Below are 23,348 nucleotides of genomic sequence, written 5' to 3' on the forward strand. Positions count from 1 at the left end.
CCCAAGCAATTTGCGTTCTTGGTGACAAGAACAGACAAGTTGCGGTGTGTGAAGACGATACAAACCGAAAGTTTGCACAACACACAAATCTATTACATACCCATTCGCTGGAACGTTGACCGCAAGGTAAACGCGCTGGCTACCGAATTTCTTGACGACCATAGAGCATTGGAACCACCTGATCCCATCCCGAACTCAGAAGTGAAACGATGCATCGCCGATGGTAGTGTGGGGTTTCCCCATGTGAGAGTAGGTCATCGTCAAGATTAAATTCCAAACCCCCTGTCTGCTCACGCAGACAGGGGGTTTGTTTTTGTGCCGAAAAAACATCGGTGCAACGCCTGCACAAAGCGTTTCTACAGGTGGATTTTGGCTTGCGACAACTCTCGGGCTTTCTATGCAATAGCGCTGCTCATGGCTATTATGCGTGCCTGATTGTGAGGCGGTACTTGCATGCTGACGTTGTTGAAACTACTCAAAGATGGTCGATTTCATTCAGGGCAGGCGCTGGGAGCTGCGCTCGGCGTCAGCCGTAGTGCTGTGTGGAAACAGCTTCAGCACCTGGAGTCAGAATTGAACTTGTCGATTCACAAGGTTCGTGGTCGTGGCTACCAGCTGGCAGCTCCTCTCGAGCTGCTCGAGCACGAACAAATGGCTGCCGGCCCCTGGCCAGTCTCTATACATGAATCCCTTGACTCAACGAATGCCGAGTCCTTGCGCGCCATTGATCGCGGTCAGACTGCTCCCTTTGTCATTCTGGCTGAACGTCAACTTGCTGGGCGGGGACGTAGGGGGCGCAAGTGGGTCAGCCCTTTCGCAGAGAATATTTATTACAGTCTGGTTCTGCGGATGGACGGCGGCATGCGCCAGCTAGAAGGCCTCAGCCTGGTGGTCGGCTTGGCAGTTTTGAGTGCTCTTCGAGAAAAGGGTATCGAGAGGGCGGGGCTCAAGTGGCCAAATGACGTGTTGGTCGGAAATAAAAAGATCGCCGGAATTTTGCTTGAGCTGGTGGGTGATCCTGCCGATGTCTGTCACCTGGTGATTGGTATTGGTATCAATGCCAATATGCGGGTCGCCAGTGAGGTGGATCAGGCATGGACCTCGGTTTTTCTGGAGTCTGGCAAAGCCATAAACCGTAATTCGCTGGTGTCCAGCCTTAATCAGAGTTTGCTCACATACCTTAAGCGCCATGAGTCGTCCGGGTTTGCAGCGATCCAGGCAGAGTGGGAGAGCAATCATTTGTGGCAAGGGCGTGAAGTGTCGTTGATTGCTGGAGTGCATCAGGTGGATGGGACGGTCATGGGTATTGATCAGCAGGGTGCGCTTCGCTTGCGCGTAGAGGGCGAGGAGAAGGTGTTTAGCGGTGGCGAGCTTAGCCTGAGGTTGCGCCATGATTCTTGAACTGGACTGCGGCAACAGCTTTATAAAGTGGCGTGTGCTCGATGGTGGCAGAGTCGCTGGTGGAGGGGTCGTAGATTCCGATATCGGTCTGATAGCTTCGGTGCGAGCTGTTCCTGCATTGAGTGTCGTCCAGTGTCGCCTGGTTAGCGTGCGTACCGATGAAGAGACCGCCAGCCTGGTAGCTGGCATAGCCTCGGCTTTCGGGGTCGGGGTTGCATGCGCCATGCCGGCCAGGAGCGTTTCGGGTGTGAGCAATGGTTACGAAGATTTTTCCCGCTTGGGGCTGGATCGTTGGCTTGCTCTCGTCGGTGGATATGAGTTGGCAAAGGGTGCGTGTCTGGTCCTGGATTTTGGCACCGCTGTAACGGCAGATTTTGTCGCGCCAGATGGCAGCCATTTAGGTGGCTTTATTTGCCCGGGAATGCCCTTGATGCGCGATCAGCTGCGCACGCACACGCGACGAATCAGATATGACGATTTTTCTGCCGAGCAGGCACTGCTTTTACGGGCTCCTGGTCGTACAACGGCTGAGGCCGTAGAGCGTGGATGCTTGTTGATGATGCGGGGATTTGTCTTGACCCAGTTGGAATTGGCGCGTGATTACTGGGGGCAAGAGTTTGAGGTTTTTCTCACGGGAGGTGACGCTAGCCTGGTGAGCGATATGGTCCCGGGCGCCCGATTGGTGCCGGATCTTGTATTTGTCGGCTTGGCTGTAGCTTGTCCCTTCTCCTGAGGTTCTTATGCGTTGGCTGTTTCTGTTGCTGGTTGTTCTGAATGTTTTCTATTACATATGGCATCAGCAAGAGGCGCCTGTCAGGGCCAAGGAGGTTGTTTCATTGTCGTTGTACAAGGGGAGTCAGCAGGGTATCAGTCTGCTCAGCGAGGCTCGCCCCTCGTTAGCCGTCGCTGAGCCCCAGGCTGCATCTGGGGCGGGTGCGGAGTGTGTCTACCTGGGGAATATCTCCAGTGAGGATCAGCTGGACAGGGTCCAGCGCAGGCTCGCCGATATGGATATCCGTACGCAAAGAGCCGATGTCGCTGCGGGGGATTTGGCTGGATATGCCATTCAAATCAATCCCGAGAGCAGCGCCAGGGTCAATGAAATGCTGTTGCAGAACCTTGCTAATGAATTCAATGAGTTAAAACTCAAAAAAATGCACTGTGAGGGCTTGCAGCTACCCTGATCTTTGCATAGAATGGCGCCCGCTCCACAGTGAACGCCAAACAGGCTTTGAAGTGTGAAGTGAGTCAAGTTGCTAACTTCCTGAATTACTTGAAGAAAGTGCTTGACAGAAGGGTAGAATGATGTAGAATTCTGCCTCGCTTAGGAGGGGTTCCCGAGCGGCCAAAGGGATCAGACTGTAAATCTGACGTCTACGACTTCGAAGGTTCGAATCCTTCCCCCTCCACCATATTTAAGCTCGAATAGCAAGATTTGCGGGTGTAGTTTAGTGGTAGAACCTCAGCCTTCCAAGCTGATGATGCGGGTTCGATTCCCGCCACCCGCTCCAGTCTTGCTGTTTTTGCGATGTGTTTTGCTCTTGTAGCTCAGTTGGTAGAGCACACCCTTGGTAAGGGTGAGGTCAGCGGTTCAAATCCGCTCAAGAGCTCCATATAACAAGGCAGATATGAAAATATCTGCCTTTGTTTTAACAGGTGCATAGCCTGTCCGGAGTGTTTGCCGGTGGTGCCAGGTGTTTCGGGTGTCGCTGCTCTGGTTGGTGTTACTGTTGTGATCAGCTCGCATTCTGCTGTTCACAGGGTCGTAAGTTTGGTGTTGCCAGGCTTGAGGCAAAAGTAATTGCATTGGTTGTTGAAAAGTCTCTCTCGTGCCTGCATAATTCGCGGCTCGATAATGTTTTAGGTCAGTAGCTCAATTGGCAGAGCGACGGTCTCCAAAACCGTAGGTTGGGGGTTCGATTCCCTCCTGACCTGCCAGATTCGCTCATTGCGTCTGGCTTTCTTTTCACAGGATCCTCTTAGATGACTCCCAAGGCTGAAGTTCAAGGCTCTCGCTTCGATCTCCTCAAGTGGCTTGTAGTGGTTGCTCTTGTGGTGGTTGGCGTTGTTGGGAATCAGTATTATTCTGGTTCGCCGATCCTGTATCGTGTCATTGCACTTCTTGTGATTGCTGCTGTTGCTGCCTATGTGGGCTTGCAGACGGCAAAAGGCAAGTCGTTCTCTGTCTTGGTGAAGGAAGCTCGTACTGAGATTCGTAAAGTCGTATGGCCAACTCGCCAAGAAACTACGCAGACCACGTTGATCGTGGTGGCTGTTGTTCTAGTTATGGCGTTGCTGTTGTGGGGTTTAGATTCCCTGCTCGGCTGGCTCGTTTCCTTGATTGTTGGCTAAGGGTGTCCCGTGGCTAAGCGTTGGTACGTAGTGCATGCTTATTCGGGTTACGAAAAGCATGTTATGCGCTCTTTGATTGAGCGTATTAAGCTGGCAGGCATGGAAGAAGGCTTCGGCGAAATTCTGGTTCCCACTGAAGAAGTGGTTGAAATGCGTAATGGCCAGAAACGCAAAAGCGAACGCAAGTTCTTCCCTGGCTATGTGCTGGTACAAATGGACATGAGCGAAGGGACTTGGCACTTGGTCAAGGATACCCCTCGCGTAATGGGCTTCATTGGTGGTACCGCCGATAAACCGGCGCCAATCACCGATAAAGAGGCAGAAGCAATTCTGCGTCGTGTTGCTGATGGTAGCGACAAGCCCAAGCCGAAAACACTGTTCGAGCCAGGTGAAGTTGTTCGTGTCACCGATGGCCCGTTCGCTGATTTCAATGGCACCGTCGAAGAAGTTAACTACGAAAAGAGTCGCATCCAAGTGGCAGTGCTCATTTTCGGTCGCTCTACTCCGGTAGAGCTAGAGTTTAGCCAGGTCGAAAAGGTCTAGCTGAACACGAATCCCAACCCCATGGCTTAGGCTGTGGGGTTTTGTCGTCACTGGGATAAACGCGCAAGTAACCGGGGAGCCTTTCTAGGCGTCTGAACCCGTAATTGGAGTGCCTCATGGCCAAGAAGATTACCGCTTACATCAAGCTGCAAGTGAAGGCCGCTCAGGCCAACCCAAGCCCACCTGTCGGCCCAGCTTTGGGTCAACACGGTGTGAACATCATGGAATTCTGCAAGGCTTTCAACGCCCGTACTCAGGGTATTGAAGCTGGCCTGCCGACTCCAGTGATCATCACTGTATACAGCGACCGTAGCTTCACATTCGAAACCAAATCGACTCCTGCTTCGGTTCTGCTGAAGAAGGCTGCCGGTTTGACTAGCGGTTCCGCTCGTCCAAACACCGTTAAGGTTGGCACTGTTACCCGTGCTCAGCTGGAAGAAATCGCGAAAACCAAAAACGCGGATCTGACTGCAGCTGATATGGAAGCAGCCGTGCGTACCATCGCCGGTTCTGCTCGTAGCATGGGCCTTAACGTGGAGGGTGTGTAATGGCTAAGCTGACTAAGCGTCAAAAGGCAATCGCCGGTAAAATTGAAGCTGGCAAGTCTTACAACTTTGTAGACGCTGCTGCTTTGCTGGCTGAGCTGTCCACTGTCAAGTTCAGCGAGTCTTTTGACATCGCTGTTAACCTGGGCGTAGACCCACGTAAATCTGACCAGGTTGTTCGTAGCGCTACTGTGCTGCCACACGGCACTGGCAAGACTGTACGTGTAGCTGTGTTCACCCAGGGTCCAGCTGCTGAAGCTGCTTTGGCTGCCGGCGCTGATCGCGTTGGTATGGACGACCTGGCTGCCGAAATGAAAGGCGGCGACCTGAACTATGACGTAGTTATTGCATCCCCGGACGCAATGCGTGTTGTAGGTCAGCTGGGTCAGATCCTTGGTCCACGTGGTCTGATGCCTAACCCTAAGGTTGGTACTGTAACTCCAGACGTAGCTACTGCGGTTAAGAACGCAAAAGCTGGTCAGGTTCGTTATCGCACTGACAAAAACGGTATCATTCACACTTCCGTTGGCAAGATCGGCTTTGATGCCGTCAAGCTGAAGGAAAACGTTGAAGCCCTGATCGCTGATCTGAAGCGTATCAAGCCAGCTTCCTCGAAAGGTATTTACGTTAAGCGCGTTACCCTGAGCACCACTATGGGCCCGGGCCTGGTCATCGACCAGGGTTCTCTGGACGCGTAAGACAAATTGGCGTGGCTTGCCGCGCCAATGAAAGATTGGGGTCCCTGCCTGGCGGGGGCTATCCAAGACCGTAGGCGGCGAAAGCCTTAAACCTCAAGCCTACGCAGATGGTGCTCCCGGTTCCTTACCGAATCAGACACCAAAACGACATCCGGCTCAGGCCAGATGAAACGGTAACAAGCAGGAGTTAAACCCGTGGCAATTAAACTCGAAGACAAGAAGGCCATCGTCGCTGAAGTCAACGAGGCTGCCAAAGTTGCCCTGTCTGCTGTTGTGGCTGATGCCCGCGGCGTGACAGTAGGCGCTATGACCGGACTCCGTAAAGAGGCTCGTGAAGCTGGCGTTTACGTACGTGTTGTACGTAACACCCTGCTCAAGCGCGCTGTTGCTGACACTGAATACAGTGTTCTCAACGACGTGTTCACCGGCCCGACCTTGATCGCATTCTCCAACGAACATCCAGGTGCTGCTGCCCGTTTGTTCAAAGAGTTCGCTAAAGGTCAGGATAAGTTCGAGATCAAGGCAGCTGCGTTCGAGGGCAAGTTCCTCGCAGCTAATCAGATCGACGTACTGGCAAGTCTGCCGACCCGTGACGAAGCAATTTCTCAGCTGATGAGCGTGATTCAAGGCGCTACCAGCAAATTGGCTCGTACTCTGGCGGCACTTCGCGACCAGAAAGAAGCTGCTGCAGCCTAAGGCTGAGCTACTCCTTTCAGCGTTTATTGTTTATTTCGATAGCCGCCTAGGCTGTCACCCCAATACAGGAATTTATAGTCATGTCTCTGACTACTCAAGAAATCATCGACGCAATCGGTTCGAAATCCGTTCTGGAAATCGTTGAGCTGATCAAGGCAATGGAAGAAGCATTCGGCGTTTCCGCTGCTGCTGCTTCTGCTGGTCCTGCTGCTGCCGCTGCTGTTGTTGAAGAGCAAACTGAATTCAATGTCATGCTGCTGGAAGCTGGCGAGAAGAAAGTTAACGTGATCAAGGCTGTTCGCGAGCTGACTGGTCTGGGCTTGAAAGAAGCCAAGGCAGTAGTAGACAGCGCTCCTAGCGTTGTTCTGGAAGCTGTTGCGAAAGACGCAGCTGACAAAGCCAAGGCTGCCTTGGAAGAAGCAGGCGCTAAAGTCGAGCTGAAGTAAGCCTCGACCTTGCGTCTCCAGCCCAAGCGTTAAGCAGAAGGCTGATGGCTGGTGGCTCTTGCCACCGGCCTTTTTCCGTTATTGGCTGCCGACTGGGTCGGCGCCTCTAACGTGCTGTAACCACCCTGTGCGGTGGAGCAAACCAAGGGGTTTGCACGATTTTCTGGCTGCTCCCGTCGGGAGAGGCCAAACAAGCAGGTGACCAAGCTGGGGAACGCTGATGGCTTACTCATATACTGAGAAAAAACGTATCCGCAAGGACTTTAGCAAGTTGCCGGACGTCATGGATGTGCCGTATCTCTTGGCAATCCAGCTGGATTCGTATCGTGAATTCTTGCAGGCGGGAGCGACTAAAGATCAGTTCCGCGACGTGGGCCTGCATGCGGCCTTCAAATCCGTTTTCCCGATCATCAGCTACTCCGGCAATGCTGCGCTGGAGTACGTCGGTTATCGCTTGGGCGAGCCGGCATTTGATGTTAAAGAATGCGTGTTGCGCGGTGTAACTTACGCCGTACCTTTGCGGGTAAAAGTTCGTTTGATCATTTTCGACAAAGAATCGTCGAACAAAGCGATCAAGGACATCAAAGAGCAAGAAGTCTACATGGGTGAAATCCCCCTGATGACTGAAAACGGTACCTTTGTAATCAATGGTACCGAGCGTGTAATCGTTTCCCAGTTGCACCGTTCCCCGGGCGTGTTCTTTGACCACGACCGCGGCAAGACGCACAGCTCCGGTAAACTGCTTTATTCCGCGCGTATCATTCCTTACCGCGGTTCGTGGTTGGACTTCGAGTTCGATCCGAAAGACTGCGTGTTCGTCCGTATTGACCGTCGTCGCAAGCTGCCTGCATCGGTACTGCTGCGCGCGCTGGGTTATACGACTGAGCAGGTGCTGGACGCGTTCTACACCACCAACGTATTCCACGTTCAGGGCGAAAGCATCAGCCTGGAACTGGTACCTCATCGCCTGCGCGGTGAAATTGCGGCCATCGATATTACCGATGACAAAGGCAAGGTGATTGTCGAGCAAGGTCGTCGTATTACTGCTCGTCACATCAACCAGCTGGAAAAAGCCGGTATCAAAGAGCTCGTTATGCCTCTGGACTATGTCCTGGGTCGCACAACGGCCAAGGCTATCGTGCATCCGGCTACCGGCGAAATCATTGCTGAGTGCAACACCGAGCTGACCACCGAGATTCTGGCGAAAGTCGCCAAGAGCCAGGTTGTTCGTATCGAAACGTTGTACACCAACGATATCGACTGCGGTCCGTTCGTCTCCGACACTCTGAAGATCGACTCCACCAGCAACCAATTGGAAGCGCTGGTCGAGATCTATCGCATGATGCGTCCAGGCGAGCCGCCAACCAAAGACGCTGCCGAGACTCTGTTCAACAACCTGTTCTTCAGCCCTGAGCGCTATGACCTGTCTGCGGTCGGCCGGATGAAGTTCAACCGTCGTATCGGTCGTACCGAGATCGAAGGTTCGGGCGTGTTGTGCAAAGAAGACATCGTCGCGGTACTGAAGACTCTGGTCGACATCCGTAACGGTAAAGGCATCGTCGATGACATCGACCACCTGGGTAACCGTCGTGTTCGCTGTGTAGGCGAAATGGCTGAAAACCAGTTCCGCGTTGGCCTGGTGCGTGTTGAACGCGCGGTCAAAGAGCGTCTGTCGATGGCTGAAAGCGAAGGCCTGATGCCGCAAGACCTGATCAACGCCAAGCCAGTGGCTGCGGCGGTGAAAGAGTTCTTCGGTTCCAGCCAGCTCTCGCAGTTCATGGACCAGAACAACCCGCTGTCCGAGATCACCCACAAGCGCCGTGTATCTGCACTGGGCCCGGGCGGTCTGACGCGTGAGCGTGCAGGCTTTGAAGTTCGTGACGTACACCCGACTCACTACGGTCGTGTATGCCCGATTGAAACGCCGGAAGGTCCGAACATCGGTCTGATCAACTCCCTGGCCGCCTATGCGCGCACCAACCAGTACGGCTTCCTTGAGAGCCCGTACCGCGTGGTGAAAGACGCTCTGGTCACCGACGAGATCGTATTCCTGTCCGCCATCGAAGAAGCTGATCACGTGATCGCTCAGGCCTCGGCCACGATGAACGACAAGAAAGTCCTGATCGACGAGCTGGTAGCTGTTCGTCACTTGAACGAATTCACCGTCAAGGCGCCGGAAGACGTCACCCTGATGGACGTTTCGCCGAAGCAGGTTGTGTCGGTTGCAGCGTCGTTGATTCCGTTCCTCGAGCACGATGACGCCAACCGTGCGTTGATGGGTTCGAACATGCAGCGTCAAGCTGTACCTACCCTGCGCGCTGACAAGCCGCTGGTTGGTACCGGCATGGAGCGTAACGTAGCCCGTGACTCCGGCGTTTGCGTCGTGGCTCGTCGTGGTGGCGTGATCGACTCCGTTGATGCAAGCCGTATCGTGGTACGTGTTGCAGATGACGAAGTAGAAACTGGCGAAGCCGGTGTTGACATCTACAACCTGACCAAATACACCCGCTCCAACCAGAACACCTGCATTAACCAGCGTCCGCTGGTTCGCAAGGGTGATCGAGTGCAGCGCAGCGACATCATGGCCGACGGTCCGTCCACCGATATGGGTGAGCTGGCTCTGGGTCAGAACATGCGCATCGCGTTCATGGCCTGGAACGGTTACAACTTCGAAGACTCCATCTGCTTGTCGGAACGGGTTGTTCAAGAAGATCGCTTCACCACGATCCACATCCAGGAACTGACCTGTGTGGCACGTGACACCAAGCTTGGGCCTGAAGAGATCACTGCAGACATCCCGAACGTGGGTGAAGCTGCACTGAACAAACTGGACGAAGCCGGTATCGTTTACGTTGGTGCTGAAGTTGGCGCGGGCGACATTCTGGTAGGTAAGGTCACTCCGAAAGGCGAGACCCAGCTGACTCCGGAAGAGAAGCTGTTGCGTGCAATCTTCGGTGAAAAAGCCAGCGACGTTAAAGACACCTCCCTGCGTGTACCTACCGGTACCAAAGGTACTGTCATCGACGTGCAGGTCTTCACTCGCGACGGCGTTGAGCGTGATGCTCGTGCACTGTCCATCGAGAAGACCCAGCTGGACGAGATCCGCAAGGATCTGAACGAAGAGTTCCGCATCGTTGAAGGCGCCACTTTCGAACGTCTGCGCTCTGCACTGGTCGGCCGTATTGCCGAAGGTGGAGCCGGTCTGAAGAAAGGCCAGGAAATCACCAATGAGGTCCTGGACGGTCTTGAGCATGGTCAGTGGTTCAAACTGCGCATGGCTGAAGATGCTCTGAACGAGCAGCTTGAAAAAGCCCAGGCTTACATCATCGATCGCCGTCGTCTGCTGGACGACAAGTTCGAAGACAAGAAGCGCAAACTGCAGCAGGGCGATGACCTGGCTCCGGGCGTGCTGAAAATCGTCAAGGTTTACCTGGCAATCCGTCGTCGCATCCAGCCGGGTGACAAGATGGCTGGTCGTCACGGTAACAAAGGTGTGGTCTCCGTGATCATGCCGGTTGAAGACATGCCGTACGATGCCAATGGCACCCCGGTGGATGTGGTCCTCAACCCGTTGGGCGTACCTTCGCGTATGAACGTTGGTCAGATTCTCGAAACTCACCTGGGCCTCGCAGCCAAAGGTTTGGGCGAGAAGATCAACCTCATGATTGAAGAGCAGCGCAAGGTTGCTGACCTGCGCAAGTTCCTGCATGAGATCTACAACGAGATTGGCGGTCGTCAAGAAAGCCTGGATGACTTCTCCGACCAGGAAATCCTGGACCTGGCGAAGAACCTTCGTGGCGGTGTGCCGATGGCTACCCCGGTGTTCGACGGTGCCAAGGAAAGCGAAATCAAGGCAATGTTGCGCCTGGCAGATCTGCCGGACAGCGGCCAGATGACGCTGACTGACGGCCGTACCGGCAACCAGTTTGAACGTCCGGTTACTGTTGGCTACATGTACATGCTGAAGCTGAACCACTTGGTAGACGACAAGATGCACGCTCGTTCTACCGGTTCTTACAGCTTGGTTACCCAGCAGCCGCTGGGTGGTAAGGCACAGTTCGGTGGTCAGCGTTTCGGGGAGATGGAGGTTTGGGCGCTGGAAGCTTACGGCGCGGCATACACTCTGCAAGAAATGCTCACAGTGAAGTCGGATGATGTGAACGGTCGTACCAAGATGTACAAAAACATCGTGGACGGCGATCACCGTATGGAGCCGGGCATGCCCGAGTCCTTTAACGTGTTGATCAAAGAAATTCGTTCCCTCGGCATCGATATCGATCTGGAAACCGAATAACACGTGACGTGAATCGAGAGTGGGGCGGTATTGCCCGCTCTCTGCTCCGCCAGGAGGAAAGGCCTTGAAAGACCTACTGAATTTGCTGAAAAACCAGGGTCAAGTCGAAGAGTTCGACGCCATCCGTATTGGATTGGCATCGCCTGAGATGATCCGTTCGTGGTCGTTCGGTGAAGTTAAAAAGCCGGAAACCATCAACTACCGTACGTTCAAGCCTGAGCGTGACGGCCTGTTCTGCGCCAAAATCTTTGGCCCGGTTAAGGATTACGAGTGCCTGTGCGGTAAGTACAAGCGCTTGAAGCACCGCGGTGTGATCTGTGAGAAGTGTGGCGTTGAAGTCGCACTGGCCAAGGTCCGTCGCGAGCGCATGGCTCACATTGAACTGGCATCGCCGGTTGCTCACATCTGGTTCCTGAAATCGCTGCCGTCCCGTATCGGCTTGCTGATGGACATGACCCTGCGTGATATCGAACGCGTTCTCTACTTCGAGAGCTATGTCGTTATCGATCCGGGCATGACCACTCTGGAAAAAGGTCAGCTGCTGAACGATGAGCAGTACTTCGAAGCGCTGGAAGAGTTCGGCGACGACTTTGATGCCCGTATGGGTGCTGAAGCTGTCCGTGAACTGCTGCACGCTATCGATCTGGAACACGAGATTGGCCGTCTGCGCGAAGAGATTCCGCAAACCAACTCCGAAACCAAAATCAAGAAACTGTCCAAGCGCCTGAAGTTGATGGAAGCCTTCCTGGGCTCCGGCAACCTTCCGGAGTGGATGGTACTGACCGTTCTGCCGGTTCTGCCGCCAGATCTGCGTCCTTTGGTTCCGCTGGATGGTGGTCGTTTCGCGACTTCCGACCTCAACGATCTGTATCGTCGAGTGATCAACCGTAACAACCGCTTGAAGCGCCTGCTTGATCTGTCCGCTCCGGACATCATCGTGCGTAACGAAAAGCGTATGTTGCAAGAAGCGGTCGACGCATTGCTCGACAACGGCCGTCGTGGCCGCGCTATCACCGGTTCCAACAAGCGTCCTCTGAAATCCCTGGCTGACATGATCAAGGGTAAGCAGGGTCGTTTCCGTCAGAACTTGCTCGGTAAGCGTGTTGACTACTCGGGTCGTTCGGTAATTACCGTAGGTCCGACCCTGCGTCTGCACCAGTGCGGTCTGCCGAAAAAAATGGCTCTCGAGCTGTTCAAGCCGTTCATCTTCGGCAAGCTTGAAATGCGCGGTCTCGCGACCACCATCAAAGCCGCCAAGAAAATGGTTGAGCGCGAATTGCCAGAGGTTTGGGACGTTCTCGCAGAAGTCATTCGCGAACACCCGGTTCTCCTCAACCGTGCACCGACCCTTCACCGTCTGGGTATCCAGGCGTTTGAACCGGTACTGATCGAAGGTAAGGCTATCCAGCTGCACCCGTTGGTCTGTGCTGCGTACAACGCCGACTTCGACGGCGACCAAATGGCCGTGCACGTACCGCTGACGCTGGAAGCCCAGCTGGAAGCGCGTGCGTTGATGATGTCGACCAACAACATTCTGTCGCCAGCCAACGGTGAGCCAATCATCGTTCCGTCGCAGGACGTTGTATTGGGTCTGTACTACATGACGCGTGAAGCGATCAACGCCAAAGGCGAAGGTCGTGTGTTCGCGGATCTGCAGGAAGTTGACCGTGTGTTCCGTGCCGGCGAAGCCGCACTGCACGCCAAGGTCAAAGTGCGTATCCACGAAACCGTCAACGACCGTGACGGCGGCAGCGTGAGCAACGTTCGTATTGTCGACACCACTGTCGGCCGTGCCTTGTTGTACCAGGTTGTGCCAAAAGGTCTGTCGTACGATGTCGTCAACCTGCCGATGAAGAAAAAGGCGATCTCCAAGCTGATCAACCAGTGCTACCGCGTGGTTGGTTTGAAAGAGACCGTGATTTTCGCTGACCAGTTGATGTACACCGGTTTTGCTTACTCGACCATTTCCGGCGTTTCCATCGGTGTTAACGACTTCGTTATCCCGGATGAAAAAGCCCGCATCATCGCGGCTGCAACCGATGAAGTGAAAGAGATCGAAAGTCAGTACGCCTCGGGCCTGGTAACACAGGGCGAGAAGTACAACAAAGTAATCGACCTTTGGTCGAAAGCTAACGACGAAGTCTCCAAGGCAATGATGTCGAACCTCTCGAAAGAGAAGGTTATTGACCGTCACGGCGTTGAGGTTGAGCAAGAGTCGTTCAACTCGATGTACATGATGGCCGACTCCGGCGCACGGGGTTCTGCAGCGCAGATCCGTCAGCTGGCCGGTATGCGTGGTCTGATGGCCAAGCCGGATGGCTCCATCATCGAAACGCCGATTACTGCGAACTTCCGTGAAGGTTTGAGCGTACTTCAGTACTTCATCTCTACTCACGGTGCTCGTAAGGGTCTGGCGGATACCGCCTTGAAAACTGCTAACTCCGGTTACTTGACGCGTCGTCTGGTAGACGTTGCGCAGGATCTGGTTGTGACTGAAGTCGACTGCGGGACCGAACACGGTCTGCTGATGACTCCGCACATTGAAGGCGGTGACGTTGTTGAGCCGTTGGGTGAGCGCGTACTGGGTCGAGTAATCGCCCGTGACGTATTCAAGCCGGGTACCGATGAAGTTATCGTTCCTGCAGGCACCCTGGTCGACGAGAAGTGGGTTGAATTCATCGAGCTGAACAGCATCGACGAAGTAATCGTACGCTCGCCAATCAGCTGCGAAACCCGCTTCGGTATCTGTGCCAAGTGCTACGGTCGCGATCTGGCCCGTGGTCACCAGGTGAACATCGGTGAAGCTGTCGGCGTAATCGCTGCCCAGTCGATCGGTGAGCCGGGTACACAGCTGACCATGCGTACGTTCCACATCGGTGGTGCGGCTAGCCGGACCTCTGCTGCTGACAGCGTTCAGGTGAAGAATGGCGGTACTGTCCGTCTGCACAACCTGAAGCACGTTGAGCGGGTAGATGGTTGCCTGGTAGCAGTATCCCGTTCCGGTGAGCTGGCAATCGCTGATGACTACGGTCGTGAGCGCGAGCGCTACAAGCTGCCGTACGGTGCCGTGATTTCGGTTAAAGAAGGTGACAAGGTCGACGCTGGCTCTATCGTAGCCAAGTGGGATCCGCACACTCACCCAATCGTTACCGAAATGAAAGGTACCGTGACCTACGTGGGCATGGAAGAAGGCATCACGATCAAGCGTCAGACTGACGAATTGACCGGTATGACCAACATTGAAGTACTTGATGCCAAAGACCGTCCAGCTGCCGGCAAGGACATCCGTCCAGCCGTCAAGATGGTTGGTGTTGATGGCAAGGATCTGCTGTTGCCAGGTACCGACGTACCGGCCCAGTACTTCCTGCCGGCGAACGCCCTGGTCGGTGTAGCGGATGGTGCGGAAATCGCGATCGGTGATGTTATCGCTCGTATTCCGCAAGAAACTTCGAAAACTCGAGACATCACCGGTGGTCTGCCACGGGTTGCTGACTTGTTCGAAGCCCGTCGTCCGAAAGAAGCCTCGATTCTGGCTGAAGTCAGCGGCACCATCGCGTTCGGTAAAGAGACCAAGGGCAAGCGCCGTCTGGTCATTACTCCGAACGACGGTACTGATCCGTACGAAGAGCTGATTCCAAAGTGGCGTCACCTGAACGTCTTCGAAGGCGAACAAGTGAACCGCGGCGAAGTTATCTCCGACGGTCCGAGCGATCCACACGACATCCTGCGTTTGCTGGGTGTGAGTGCGTTGGCCAAGTACATCGTTAACGAAATTCAAGACGTTTACCGTCTGCAAGGCGTAAAAATCAACGACAAGCACATCGAGACCATTCTGCGTCAGATGCTGCGTAAAGTTGAGATTGCCGAGTCTGGCGATTCCACCTTCATCAAGGGCGACCAGATGGAGTTGACGCATGTACTGGTCGAGAACGAGCGCCTGGGCAACGAAGACAAGTTCGTGTCCAAGTTCACTCGCGTTCTGTTGGGTATCACCAAGGCGTCGTTGTCGACTGAATCGTTCATCTCCGCGGCCTCTTTCCAAGAGACCACCCGCGTACTGACCGAAGCAGCGGTAACCGGCAAGCGCGATTACCTGCGCGGCCTGAAAGAAAACGTGGTCGTGGGTCGTTTGATCCCGGCTGGTACCGGTCTGGCATACCACAGCGAGCGCAAGCGTCGTCGTGAGGCTGACAAACCGTTGCGCGTAAGCGCCAGTGAAGTGGAAGCTGCACTGACCGAAGCACTGAACTCGAGCGGTAACTGAGTTCTGAGCTGATTGAAAGGTAGGCCCCGGTCGTTCCGTTCATCGAATCGAGACATTTTGTCTTGGTTAGATGAGTGGGAAGGTCGGGGCCTTGCCTTGACTGGGGACAAGATCCTCTTTAGACTCTTGTACCCCTAAATTTGGCGGGAATTCGTTCCTGCCATTTTGCTTTTCTTGCAAGACAATAGCGTCGCAAGACAACAGTGGAGCTAGTAGATGGCAACTATCAACCAGCTGGTACGTCAGCCGCGTAAGCGTATCGTCGAGAAATCCGACGTGCCTGCGCTGCAAAACTGCCCGCAACGTCGTGGCGTATGCACCCGTGTGTATACAACTACGCCGAAAAAACCTAACTCGGCACTGCGTAAAGTATGCCGTGTGCGCCTGACCAACGGTTTCGAGGTTTCCTCGTACATCGGTGGTGAAGGTCACAACCTGCAAGAACACAGCGTGGTACTGATTCGTGGCGGTCGTGTAAAAGACTTGCCAGGTGTTCGTTATCACACCGTTCGCGGTTCGTTGGATACTTCCGGTGTTAAAGGTCGTAACCAGGGTCGTTCGAAGTACGGTACCAAGAAGCCGAAGTAGTTTTCGGTCGCTTGTAAATAATGCAGATTTCTTTTTTTCTGAGTCGATAAGAGTAAGGTCGGACGTGCATCCTCTGGGTGTAATGGTTCCGAGCTAACCTGAAGACCGTTTGAGGGCTTATCCATGCCAAGAAGACGCGTAGCAGCCAAGCGCGATGTGCTTGACGATCCAAAATACGGAAGCCAAATCCTGGCCAAGTTCATGAACCACGTGATGGAAAGCGGCAAGAAAGCCGTTGCCGAGCGTATCGTTTATGGCGCGCTGGACAAGGTTAAAGAACGCAAGAACAGCGATCCCCTGGAAATCTTCGAGAAAGCTCTCGACGCCATCGCTCCGCTGGTCGAAGTGAAGTCGCGCCGTGTAGGCGGTGCTACTTACCAGGTTCCGGTCGAAGTTCGCCCGTCCCGTCGTAACGCCCTGGCAATGCGCTGGTTGGTAGACTTCGCCCGCAAGCGCGGCGAGAAGTCTATGGCTCTGCGCTTGGCTGGCGAACTGTTGGATGCTGCTGAAGGCAAGGGCGCAGCAGTTAAGAAGCGTGAAGACGTGCACCGTATGGCTGAAGCTAACAAAGCTTTCTCGCACTACCGCTTCTAATTTCAGCGCTACTCATTTTGCGAGGGCTTTATGGCTCGTACTACACCGATTAACCGCTACCGTAACATTGGTATCGTTGCTCACGTGGATGCTGGTAAAACCACCACCACCGAGCGCGTCCTTTTTTACACTGGCAAAAGTCACAAGATGGGCGAGGTGCATGATGGCGCCGCGACCACAGACTGGATGGTTCAGGAGCAGGAGCGTGGTATTACCATTACTTCTGCTGCTATTACCGCCTTCTGGAAAGGTTCTGCCAAGCAGTACAAAGACGAGCATCGCTTCAACGTAATCGATACCCCGGGCCACGTTGACTTCACTATTGAAGTTGAACGTTCCCTGCGTGTACTCGATGGCGCGGTTGTTGTGTTCTGCGGTACTTCGGGTGTTGAACCTCAGTCGGAAACCGTATGGCGTCAAGCCAACAAATACGGCGTTCCGCGTCTTGTTTACGTAAACAAGATGGACCGTGCCGGTGCTAACTTCCTGCGCGTGATTGAGCAGATCAAGAAGCGTCTTGGTCACACTCCGGTTCCAATCCAGCTGGCTATCGGTTCTGAAGACAACTTCCAGGGTCAGATTGATCTGATCAACATGGAAGCTGTTTACTGGAACGATGCTGACAAAGGTATGGTTCCTGTTCGTAAGCCTATCCCTGCTGAACTGCAGGAACTGGCTGACGAATGGCGCGACAACATGGTTCAGGCTGCTGCCGAAGCCAATGAAGAGCTGATGAACAAGTACCTCGAAGGTGAAGAATTCACCATCGAAGAAATCAAGGCTGCTCTGCGTCAGCGTACTATCGCTGGTGAGATCGTCTTGGCTGTTTGCGGTTCTTCCTTCAAGAACAAGGGTGTTCCCCTGGTTCTCGACGCCGTTATCGACTTCCTGCCTGCACCTACCGATATTCCTGCCATCAAGGGTACTGACCCGGATGACGAGACTATCGAACTGGAGCGTCATGCAGACGACAGCGAGCCGTTCTCGGCTCTGGCGTTCAAGATCGCTACCGACCCATTCGTGGGTACCTTGACCTTCGTTCGAGTTTACTCGGGCGTGTTGAACTCCGGCGACGGCGTAATCAACTCGGTTAAAGGCAAGAAAGAGCGCGTGGGTCGTATGGTGCAAATGCACGCAAACGCCCGTGAAGAGATCAAGGAAGTACGCGCTGGTGACATCGCGGCCTTGATCGGCATGAAGGACGTCACCACTGGTGAAACCTTGTGCAACGCTGACAAGCCAATCATCCTGGTTCGTATGGACTTCCCGGAGCCGGTTATTTCGGTTGCCGTTGAGCCAAAGACCAAAGATGACCAGGAAAAAATGGGTGTCGCTCTGGGCAAACTTGCTCAGGAAGATCCATCTTTCCGCGTAAAAACTGATGAAGAAACTGGTCAAACGATCATTTCTGGCATGGGCGAGCTGCACTTGGACATCCTGGTTGACCGGATGCGCCGTGAGTTCAACGTCGAAGCCAACATCGGTAAGCCTCAGGTTTCGTATCGTGAGCGCATCACGAAGAGCTGTGAGATCGAAGGCAAGTTCGTTCGTCAGTCCGGCGGTCGTGGCCAGTTTGGTCACTGCTGGATCCGTTTTGCTCCTGCTGACGAAGGTCAGGAAGGTCTGCAATTCGTGAACGAAGTGGTAGGTGGTGTGGTTCCTAAGGAATACATCCCGGCTATCCAGAAGGGTATCGAAGAGCAGATGAAGAACGGTGTTGTTGCCGGCTATCCGCTGATCGGCCTGAAGGCTACCGTGTTTGATGGTTCTTACCACGACGTCGACTCCAACGAGATGGCGTTTAAGGTGGCTGCTTCCATGGCTACCAAGCAACTGGCCTCCAAAGGTGGCGGTGAGTTGCTTGAGCCGATCATGGCGGTAGAGGTTGTTACACCTGAAGACTATATGGGTGACGTGATGGGCGACTTGAATCGTCGTCGCGGCATGATCCAGGGTATGGAAGATACGGTCTCCGGCAAAGTAATTCGTGCTGAAGTTCCGTTGGGTGAAATGTTCGGTTATGCGACCGACGTTCGTTCCATGTCTCAGGGTCGCGCAAGCTACTCTATGGAATTCAAAAAATACGATACAGCTCCGTCGCACATCGTCGAAGCTGTTACTAAAAAACAAGGCTGATTTAGTTCAGTCCTTTAGGCAAGGAGTTAATTGTCGTGGCTAAAGAAAAATTTGATCGTTCCCTACCGCACGTCAACGTTGGCACTATCGGTCACGTTGACCATGGTAAAACCACGCTGACCGCAGCTCTGACTCGTGTTTGCTCCGAGATTTTCGGTTCGGCCATCGTTGACTTCGATAAAATCGACAGCGCGCCAGAAGAAAAAGCTCGTGGTATCACCATCAACACTGCGCACGTTGAATACAACTCGCTGATCCGTCACTACGCTCACGTTGACTGCCCAGGTCACGCTGACTATGTGAAGAACATGATCACCGGTGCTGCCCAGATGGACGGCGCGATCCTGGTTTGTTCGGCCGCTGATGGTCCGATGCCACAAACTCGTGAGCACATCCTGCTGTCCCGTCAGGTTGGCGTTCCGTACATCGTGGTCTTCCTGAACAAGGCTGACCTGGTAGACGACGCTGAGCTGCTGGAACTGGTTGAGATGGAAGTGCGCGATCTGCTGAGCACTTACGACTTCCCGGGCGACGACACTCCGATCATCATCGGTTCTGCTCGTATGGCGCTGGAAGGCAAAGACGACAACGAAATGGGCACCACTGCCGTTCGTAAACTGGTTGAAACTCTGGATACTTACATTCCGGATCCAGTTCGTGTTATCGACAAGCCGTTCCTGATGCCAATCGAAGACGTATTCTCGATTTCGGGTCGCGGTACTGTTGTAACCGGTCGTATCGAGCGCGGTATCGTTCGCGTTCAAGATCCGCTGGAAATCGTTGGTCTGCGTGACACTACTGTTACCACCTGCACCGGCGTTGAAATGTTCCGTAAGCTGCTCGACGAAGGTCGTGCTGGCGAGAACTGCGGCGTGCTGCTGCGCGGCACCAAGCGTGACGACGTAGAGCGTGGCCAGGTTCTGGTTAAGCCGGGTTCGGTTAAGCCACACACTACCTTCGAAGCTGAAGTGTACGTGTTGAGCAAAGAAGAAGGCGGTCGTCACACTCCGTTCTTCAAAGGCTACCGTCCACAGTTCTACTTCCGGACCACTGACGTGACCGGTAACTGCGAACTGCCGGAAGGCGTTGAAATGGTAATGCCAGGCGACAACATCAAAATGGTTGTCACCCTGATCAAAACCATCGCAATGGAAGACGGTCTGCGTTTCGCAATCCGTGAAGGCGGTCGTACCGTTGGCGCTGGCGTTGTAGCCAAAATCATCGCGTAAGTGATGATTGCCTGAAAAAGCCCCCGCTCAGCGGGGGCTTTTTTTATTGAGTTGACACCTACTGGGGTCGTCTATAGAATTGCGCCTCCTTTTAACGGGCGTATTGCGCTCGGTGGGAATAGCAATCTGGAGTCTGAAATCCAATGCAAAATCAGCAAATCCGTATCAGGTTGAAGGCTTTTGACCATCGCCTGATCGACCAATCAACCCAGGAAATCGTGGAAACCGCGAAACGTACTGGTGCTCAAGTGCGTGGTCCAATTCCACTGCCTACCCGTAAAGAGCGGTTCACCGTTCTGGTCTCCCCGCACGTCAACAAAGACGCGCGTGACCAGTACGAGATCCGTACTCATAAGCGCGTACTGGACATCGTCCAGCCAACGGATAAAACCGTTGATGCACTTATGAAGCTTGATCTTGCGGCCGGTGTGGAAGTGCAGATCAGCCTCGGCTAAGACTTGGGTCTTAGTCGTGTAACGCTCTGAAATGGGCGGCCATAGCGGGTGAAAGCCCCGTACACTCATGAGGTTTACAACATGACTATTGGTGTAGTCGGTCGTAAATGCGGTATGACCCGTATTTTCACCGAAGAAGGTGTCTCCATTCCGGTCACGGTCATTGAGATCGAACCGAATCGCGTCACCCAGTTCAAAACTGAAGAAACCGATGGCTATCGTGCAGTGCAAGTCACTGTCGGCGAGCGTCGCGCTTCGCGTGTAACTGCTGCTCAGGCGGGTCACTTCGCTAAAGCAAACGTTGCAGCTGGTCGTACCGTAATGGAATTCCGCCTTGAAGAAGGCGAGTACCAGGCAGGCGATCTGATCAACGCTGAAATCTTCACCGCAGGTCAGATGGTCGATGTGACCGGTCAGTCCAAAGGTAAAGGCTTCCAGGGTACGATCAAGCGTTGGAATTTCCGTGGCCAAGATAACACTCACGGTAACTCCGTTTCCCACCGCGTCCCGGGCTCTATTGGCCAGTGCCAGACTCCTGGTCGTGTATTCAAGGGCAAAAAAATGTCCGGTCATATGGGCGCTGAGCGCGTGACCGTGCAGTCCCTCGAAGTAGTGCGCGTCGACGCTGAACGCAATCTGTTGTTGGTCAAAGGTGCTGTTCCTGGCGCTACTGGCGGCAACCTGGTTGTACGTCCGGCGGCCAAGGCTCGCGGTTAAGGGGAAGCTGACATGCAATTAAACGTAAATGACGCTCAAGCGATCGAAGTTTCCGAACTGACATTTGGCGGCGAGTTCAACGAGACGCTGGTTCACCAAGCAGTCGTGGCCTACATGGCCGGCGGCCGTCAAGGTAGCAAGCAGCAAAAGACCCGTTCCGATGTTCGTGGTGGCGGTAAGCGCCCATGGCGTCAGAAAGGTACTGGCCGTGCTCGTGCCGGTACTATCCGTAGCCCAATCTGGCGTGGCGGCGGTACCACTTTCGCAGCTCGTCCACAGGATCACTCTCAGAAGCTCAACAAGAAGATGTACCGCGCAGCAATGCGTTCCATCCTTGCTGAACTGGTTCGTACTGATCGTCTGATCGTGGTTCAGGACTTCGCAGTTGAAGCACCGAAGACCAAAGATCTGCTGAACAAACTGAATGGCATGGGTCTGACAGACGTCCTGATCGTGTCCGAAGTTGTTGATCAGAACCTGTACCTGGCTGCTCGCAACCTGCCACACGTTGATGTACGTGACGTGCAAGGTTCCGATCCAGTTAGTCTGATCGCATACGACAAGGTGTTGATCACCGTGTCGGCCGTGAAGAAATTCGAGGAGCTGCTGGGATGAACCAGGAACGCGTATTTAAAGTTCTGCTTGGCCCGCACGTTTCCGAGAAGGCTACGGTTCTGGCAGACAAGAAAGGCCAGTTCGTTTTCAAGGTTGCTACTGATGCAACCAAGCTGGAAATCAAGAAGGCCGTCGAAAGCCTGTTCAGCGTGAAAGTTGAGCGTGTTACTACCCTGAATGTTCTGGGTAAAAGCAAGCGCACCGCTCGCGGCGTGGGCAAGCGTAATGACTGGAAGAAGGCAGTAATCTCCCTTCAGCCAGGCCAAGATCTCGATTTCAGCAGCAGTGCTGAGTAAGGAAGGGGTGCATCATGGCAATCGTTAAATGCAAACCGACTTCCCCTGGCCGCCGTCATGTGGTCAAGGTGGTCAACCAGGAGCTGCATAAAGGCGCTCCTCACGCACCGCTGCTCGAGAAGAAATCGAAGACTGGTGGTCGTAACAACAATGGCCGTATTACCACGCGTCACATCGGTGGTGGTCATAAGCAGCATTATCGTTTGGTCGACTTCCGTCGCAACGACAAAGATGGCATTCCAGCCACTGTTGAGCGTATCGAATACGATCCAAACCGTACTGCTCACATTGCTCTTATGTTGTACGCAGACGGCGAGCGCCGCTACATCATCGCCCCTAAAGGCGTGAGTGCCGGTGACCAGCTGATCGCAGGTGCTTTGGCACCGATCAAGCCGGGCAACGCTCTGCAACTGCGCAACATTCCAGTTGGTAGCACCGTACACGGCATCGAATTGAAGCCGGGTAAAGGCGCGCAAATCGCACGTTCCGCTGGTGCCTCGGCTCAGCTGGTCGCTCGTGATGGTGTCTATGTGACCCTGCGTCTGCGCTCTGGTGAAATGCGTAAAGTATTGGCTGAATGCCGTGCAACGCTTGGCGAAGTCTCGAACTCCGAGCACAGCCTGCGTTCCCTGGGTAAAGCTGGTGCCAAACGCTGGCGTGGCGTTCGCCCAACCGTTCGTGGTGTTGCCATGAACCCGGTTGACCACCCACATGGTGGTGGTGAAGGTCGTACCTCTGGTGGTCGTCATCCGGTATCGCCATGGGGCTTCCCGACTAAGGGCGCGAAGACTCGTGGTAATAAGCGTACCGACAAAATGATCGTCCGTCGTCGCAAGTAAATAGAGGGATACGACAGTGCCACGTTCTCTGAAAAAAGGTCCTTTTATTGATCTTCACCTACTGAAGAAGATCGAAGTGGCGGCGGAAAAGAACGATCGCAAACCGGTGAAAACCTGGTCGCGCCGTTCTATGATCCTGCCACAAATGGTCGGTCTGACCATCGCTGTGCATAACGGTCGTCTTCATGTCCCAGTTCTTGTGAACGAAGACATGGTTGGCCATAAACTAGGCGAGTTTGCCGGTACCCGCACTTATCGTGGGCACGTGGCAGACAAGAAAGCCAAGCGTTAAGGGGTAAGGAACGATGGAAGTAGCCGCTAAGTTGTCGGGCGCTCGAATCTCCGCCCAGAAAGCCCGCTTGGTCGCCGACCAGATCCGCGGGAAGAAGGTGGGCGAAGCGCTCAACCTGTTGGCTTTCAGCAACAAGAAAGCCGCCGAGATCATCAAGAAAGTGCTGGAGTCGGCCGTAGCCAACGCCGAGCATAACGAAGGCGCAGACGTTGACGACCTTAAAGTCGCTACCGTTTTCGTCAACGAAGGGCGTTCGCTGAAGCGCATCATGCCGCGTGCCAAAGGCCGCGCTGATCGCATCGTCAAGCGGTCTTGCCATATCACTGTCAAGGTTGCTGACAAGTAACG

At 54.2% G+C, this 23,348-nt stretch carries 22 protein-coding genes, 4 tRNA genes and 1 rRNA gene; all 27 read left to right on the forward strand.

Annotation, left to right across the window (positions count from 1 at the left end):
* Positions 1-150 precede the first annotated feature (150 nt).
* The 27 genes from rrf (at position 151) to rplV (ending at position 23,346) form a co-directional block, all read left to right on the forward strand.
* Positions 151-266 (forward strand): 5S ribosomal RNA (gene rrf, locus FEZ21_RS05920).
* Between the two features lie 187 nt (positions 267-453).
* Positions 454-1,401: a bifunctional biotin--[acetyl-CoA-carboxylase] ligase/biotin operon repressor BirA gene (gene birA, locus FEZ21_RS05925; protein WP_160626663.1), complete on the forward strand. Its 948-nt coding sequence runs from the start codon at positions 454-456 to the stop codon at positions 1,399-1,401.
* The gene (locus FEZ21_RS05930) at positions 1,391-2,134 is read left to right on the forward strand and encodes a pantothenate kinase (RefSeq protein WP_010655448.1); all 744 of its coding nucleotides are present in this window, start codon (positions 1,391-1,393) and stop codon (positions 2,132-2,134) included. Before birA ends, FEZ21_RS05930 begins: the two co-directional genes overlap by 11 nt.
* A gap of 7 nt (positions 2,135-2,141) precedes the next feature.
* Complete coding sequence (locus FEZ21_RS05935; protein WP_010655449.1) at positions 2,142-2,585, forward strand: hypothetical protein; 444 nt, start codon at positions 2,142-2,144, stop codon at positions 2,583-2,585.
* Positions 2,586-2,728: 143 nt separating this feature from the next.
* Positions 2,729-2,813, forward strand: a tRNA-Tyr gene (locus tag FEZ21_RS05940).
* A 25-nt stretch (positions 2,814-2,838) separates the two neighbouring features.
* A tRNA-Gly gene (locus FEZ21_RS05945) sits at positions 2,839-2,912 on the forward strand.
* A gap of 26 nt (positions 2,913-2,938) precedes the next feature.
* A tRNA-Thr gene (locus tag FEZ21_RS05950) sits at positions 2,939-3,014 on the forward strand.
* Between the two features lie 249 nt (positions 3,015-3,263).
* Positions 3,264-3,339, forward strand: a tRNA-Trp gene (locus FEZ21_RS05955).
* Between the two features lie 45 nt (positions 3,340-3,384).
* Positions 3,385-3,753 carry a preprotein translocase subunit SecE gene (secE, locus tag FEZ21_RS05960; protein ID WP_003444399.1) on the forward strand — a complete coding sequence of 123 codons (369 nt, stop codon included), beginning with the start codon at positions 3,385-3,387 and terminating at the stop codon, positions 3,751-3,753.
* A 9-nt stretch (positions 3,754-3,762) separates the two neighbouring features.
* Positions 3,763-4,296 (forward strand): transcription termination/antitermination protein NusG, encoded by a 534-nt coding sequence (gene nusG / locus FEZ21_RS05965; protein ID WP_003444397.1) that lies wholly within the window; start codon positions 3,763-3,765, stop codon positions 4,294-4,296.
* A 116-nt stretch (positions 4,297-4,412) separates the two neighbouring features.
* Positions 4,413-4,844 carry a 50S ribosomal protein L11 gene (rplK, locus tag FEZ21_RS05970; protein WP_003444395.1) on the forward strand — a complete coding sequence of 144 codons (432 nt, stop codon included), beginning with the start codon at positions 4,413-4,415 and terminating at the stop codon, positions 4,842-4,844.
* Positions 4,844-5,539 (forward strand): 50S ribosomal protein L1, encoded by a 696-nt coding sequence (gene rplA, locus FEZ21_RS05975; protein ID WP_003444394.1) that lies wholly within the window; start codon positions 4,844-4,846, stop codon positions 5,537-5,539. Before rplK ends, rplA begins: the two co-directional genes overlap by 1 nt.
* Positions 5,540-5,734: 195 nt before the next feature.
* Positions 5,735-6,235 carry a 50S ribosomal protein L10 gene (rplJ, locus tag FEZ21_RS05980; RefSeq protein WP_003444392.1) on the forward strand — a complete coding sequence of 167 codons (501 nt, stop codon included), beginning with the start codon at positions 5,735-5,737 and terminating at the stop codon, positions 6,233-6,235.
* 80 nt (positions 6,236-6,315) lie between these two features.
* Positions 6,316-6,681, forward strand: coding sequence for a 50S ribosomal protein L7/L12 (gene rplL / locus FEZ21_RS05985; RefSeq protein ID WP_003444390.1), 366 nt, complete (start codon positions 6,316-6,318; stop codon positions 6,679-6,681).
* A 220-nt stretch (positions 6,682-6,901) separates the two neighbouring features.
* On the forward strand, positions 6,902-10,975 hold the full coding sequence (gene rpoB / locus FEZ21_RS05990) for a DNA-directed RNA polymerase subunit beta (protein ID WP_003444388.1): 4,074 nt from the start codon (positions 6,902-6,904) through the stop codon (positions 10,973-10,975).
* Between the two features lie 64 nt (positions 10,976-11,039).
* The gene (gene rpoC / locus FEZ21_RS05995) at positions 11,040-15,239 is read left to right on the forward strand and encodes a DNA-directed RNA polymerase subunit beta' (protein ID WP_003444386.1); all 4,200 of its coding nucleotides are present in this window, start codon (positions 11,040-11,042) and stop codon (positions 15,237-15,239) included.
* Positions 15,240-15,455: 216 nt separating this feature from the next.
* Positions 15,456-15,827, forward strand: coding sequence for a 30S ribosomal protein S12 (gene rpsL / locus FEZ21_RS06000; RefSeq protein WP_002555494.1), 372 nt, complete (start codon positions 15,456-15,458; stop codon positions 15,825-15,827).
* Positions 15,828-15,950: 123 nt separating this feature from the next.
* Positions 15,951-16,421: a 30S ribosomal protein S7 gene (gene rpsG, locus FEZ21_RS06005; protein ID WP_003444383.1), complete on the forward strand. Its 471-nt coding sequence runs from the start codon at positions 15,951-15,953 to the stop codon at positions 16,419-16,421.
* Between the two features lie 30 nt (positions 16,422-16,451).
* Positions 16,452-18,557: an elongation factor G gene (gene fusA / locus FEZ21_RS06010; protein WP_003444381.1), complete on the forward strand. Its 2,106-nt coding sequence runs from the start codon at positions 16,452-16,454 to the stop codon at positions 18,555-18,557.
* Positions 18,558-18,592: 35 nt separating this feature from the next.
* Complete coding sequence (gene tuf, locus FEZ21_RS06015) at positions 18,593-19,786, forward strand: elongation factor Tu (protein WP_003444379.1); 1,194 nt, start codon at positions 18,593-18,595, stop codon at positions 19,784-19,786.
* 143 nt (positions 19,787-19,929) lie between these two features.
* Complete coding sequence (gene rpsJ / locus FEZ21_RS06020; protein WP_003186070.1) at positions 19,930-20,241, forward strand: 30S ribosomal protein S10; 312 nt, start codon at positions 19,930-19,932, stop codon at positions 20,239-20,241.
* Between the two features lie 81 nt (positions 20,242-20,322).
* Positions 20,323-20,958 carry a 50S ribosomal protein L3 gene (rplC, locus tag FEZ21_RS06025; RefSeq protein WP_003444377.1) on the forward strand — a complete coding sequence of 212 codons (636 nt, stop codon included), beginning with the start codon at positions 20,323-20,325 and terminating at the stop codon, positions 20,956-20,958.
* Between the two features lie 12 nt (positions 20,959-20,970).
* The gene (gene rplD, locus FEZ21_RS06030; RefSeq protein ID WP_003444376.1) at positions 20,971-21,573 is read left to right on the forward strand and encodes a 50S ribosomal protein L4; all 603 of its coding nucleotides are present in this window, start codon (positions 20,971-20,973) and stop codon (positions 21,571-21,573) included.
* Complete coding sequence (gene rplW, locus FEZ21_RS06035; RefSeq protein WP_003444375.1) at positions 21,570-21,869, forward strand: 50S ribosomal protein L23; 300 nt, start codon at positions 21,570-21,572, stop codon at positions 21,867-21,869. The genes rplD and rplW overlap by 4 nt, the downstream gene beginning before the upstream one ends.
* Before the next feature lie 14 nt (positions 21,870-21,883).
* Entirely contained in the window at positions 21,884-22,708 is an 825-nt protein-coding gene (rplB, locus tag FEZ21_RS06040) for a 50S ribosomal protein L2 (RefSeq protein ID WP_003444374.1), read from the forward strand.
* A gap of 16 nt (positions 22,709-22,724) precedes the next feature.
* Entirely contained in the window at positions 22,725-23,000 is a 276-nt protein-coding gene (rpsS, locus tag FEZ21_RS06045; RefSeq protein ID WP_003232420.1) for a 30S ribosomal protein S19, read from the forward strand.
* A gap of 13 nt (positions 23,001-23,013) precedes the next feature.
* Positions 23,014-23,346, forward strand: coding sequence for a 50S ribosomal protein L22 (gene rplV / locus FEZ21_RS06050; RefSeq protein ID WP_003444373.1), 333 nt, complete (start codon positions 23,014-23,016; stop codon positions 23,344-23,346).
* Positions 23,347-23,348 lie beyond the last annotated feature (2 nt).

It is taken from the genome of Pseudomonas sp. 9.1(2019) (assembly GCF_009910445.1).
Taxonomy (GTDB): Bacteria; Pseudomonadota; Gammaproteobacteria; order Pseudomonadales; family Pseudomonadaceae; genus Aquipseudomonas; species Aquipseudomonas paraversuta.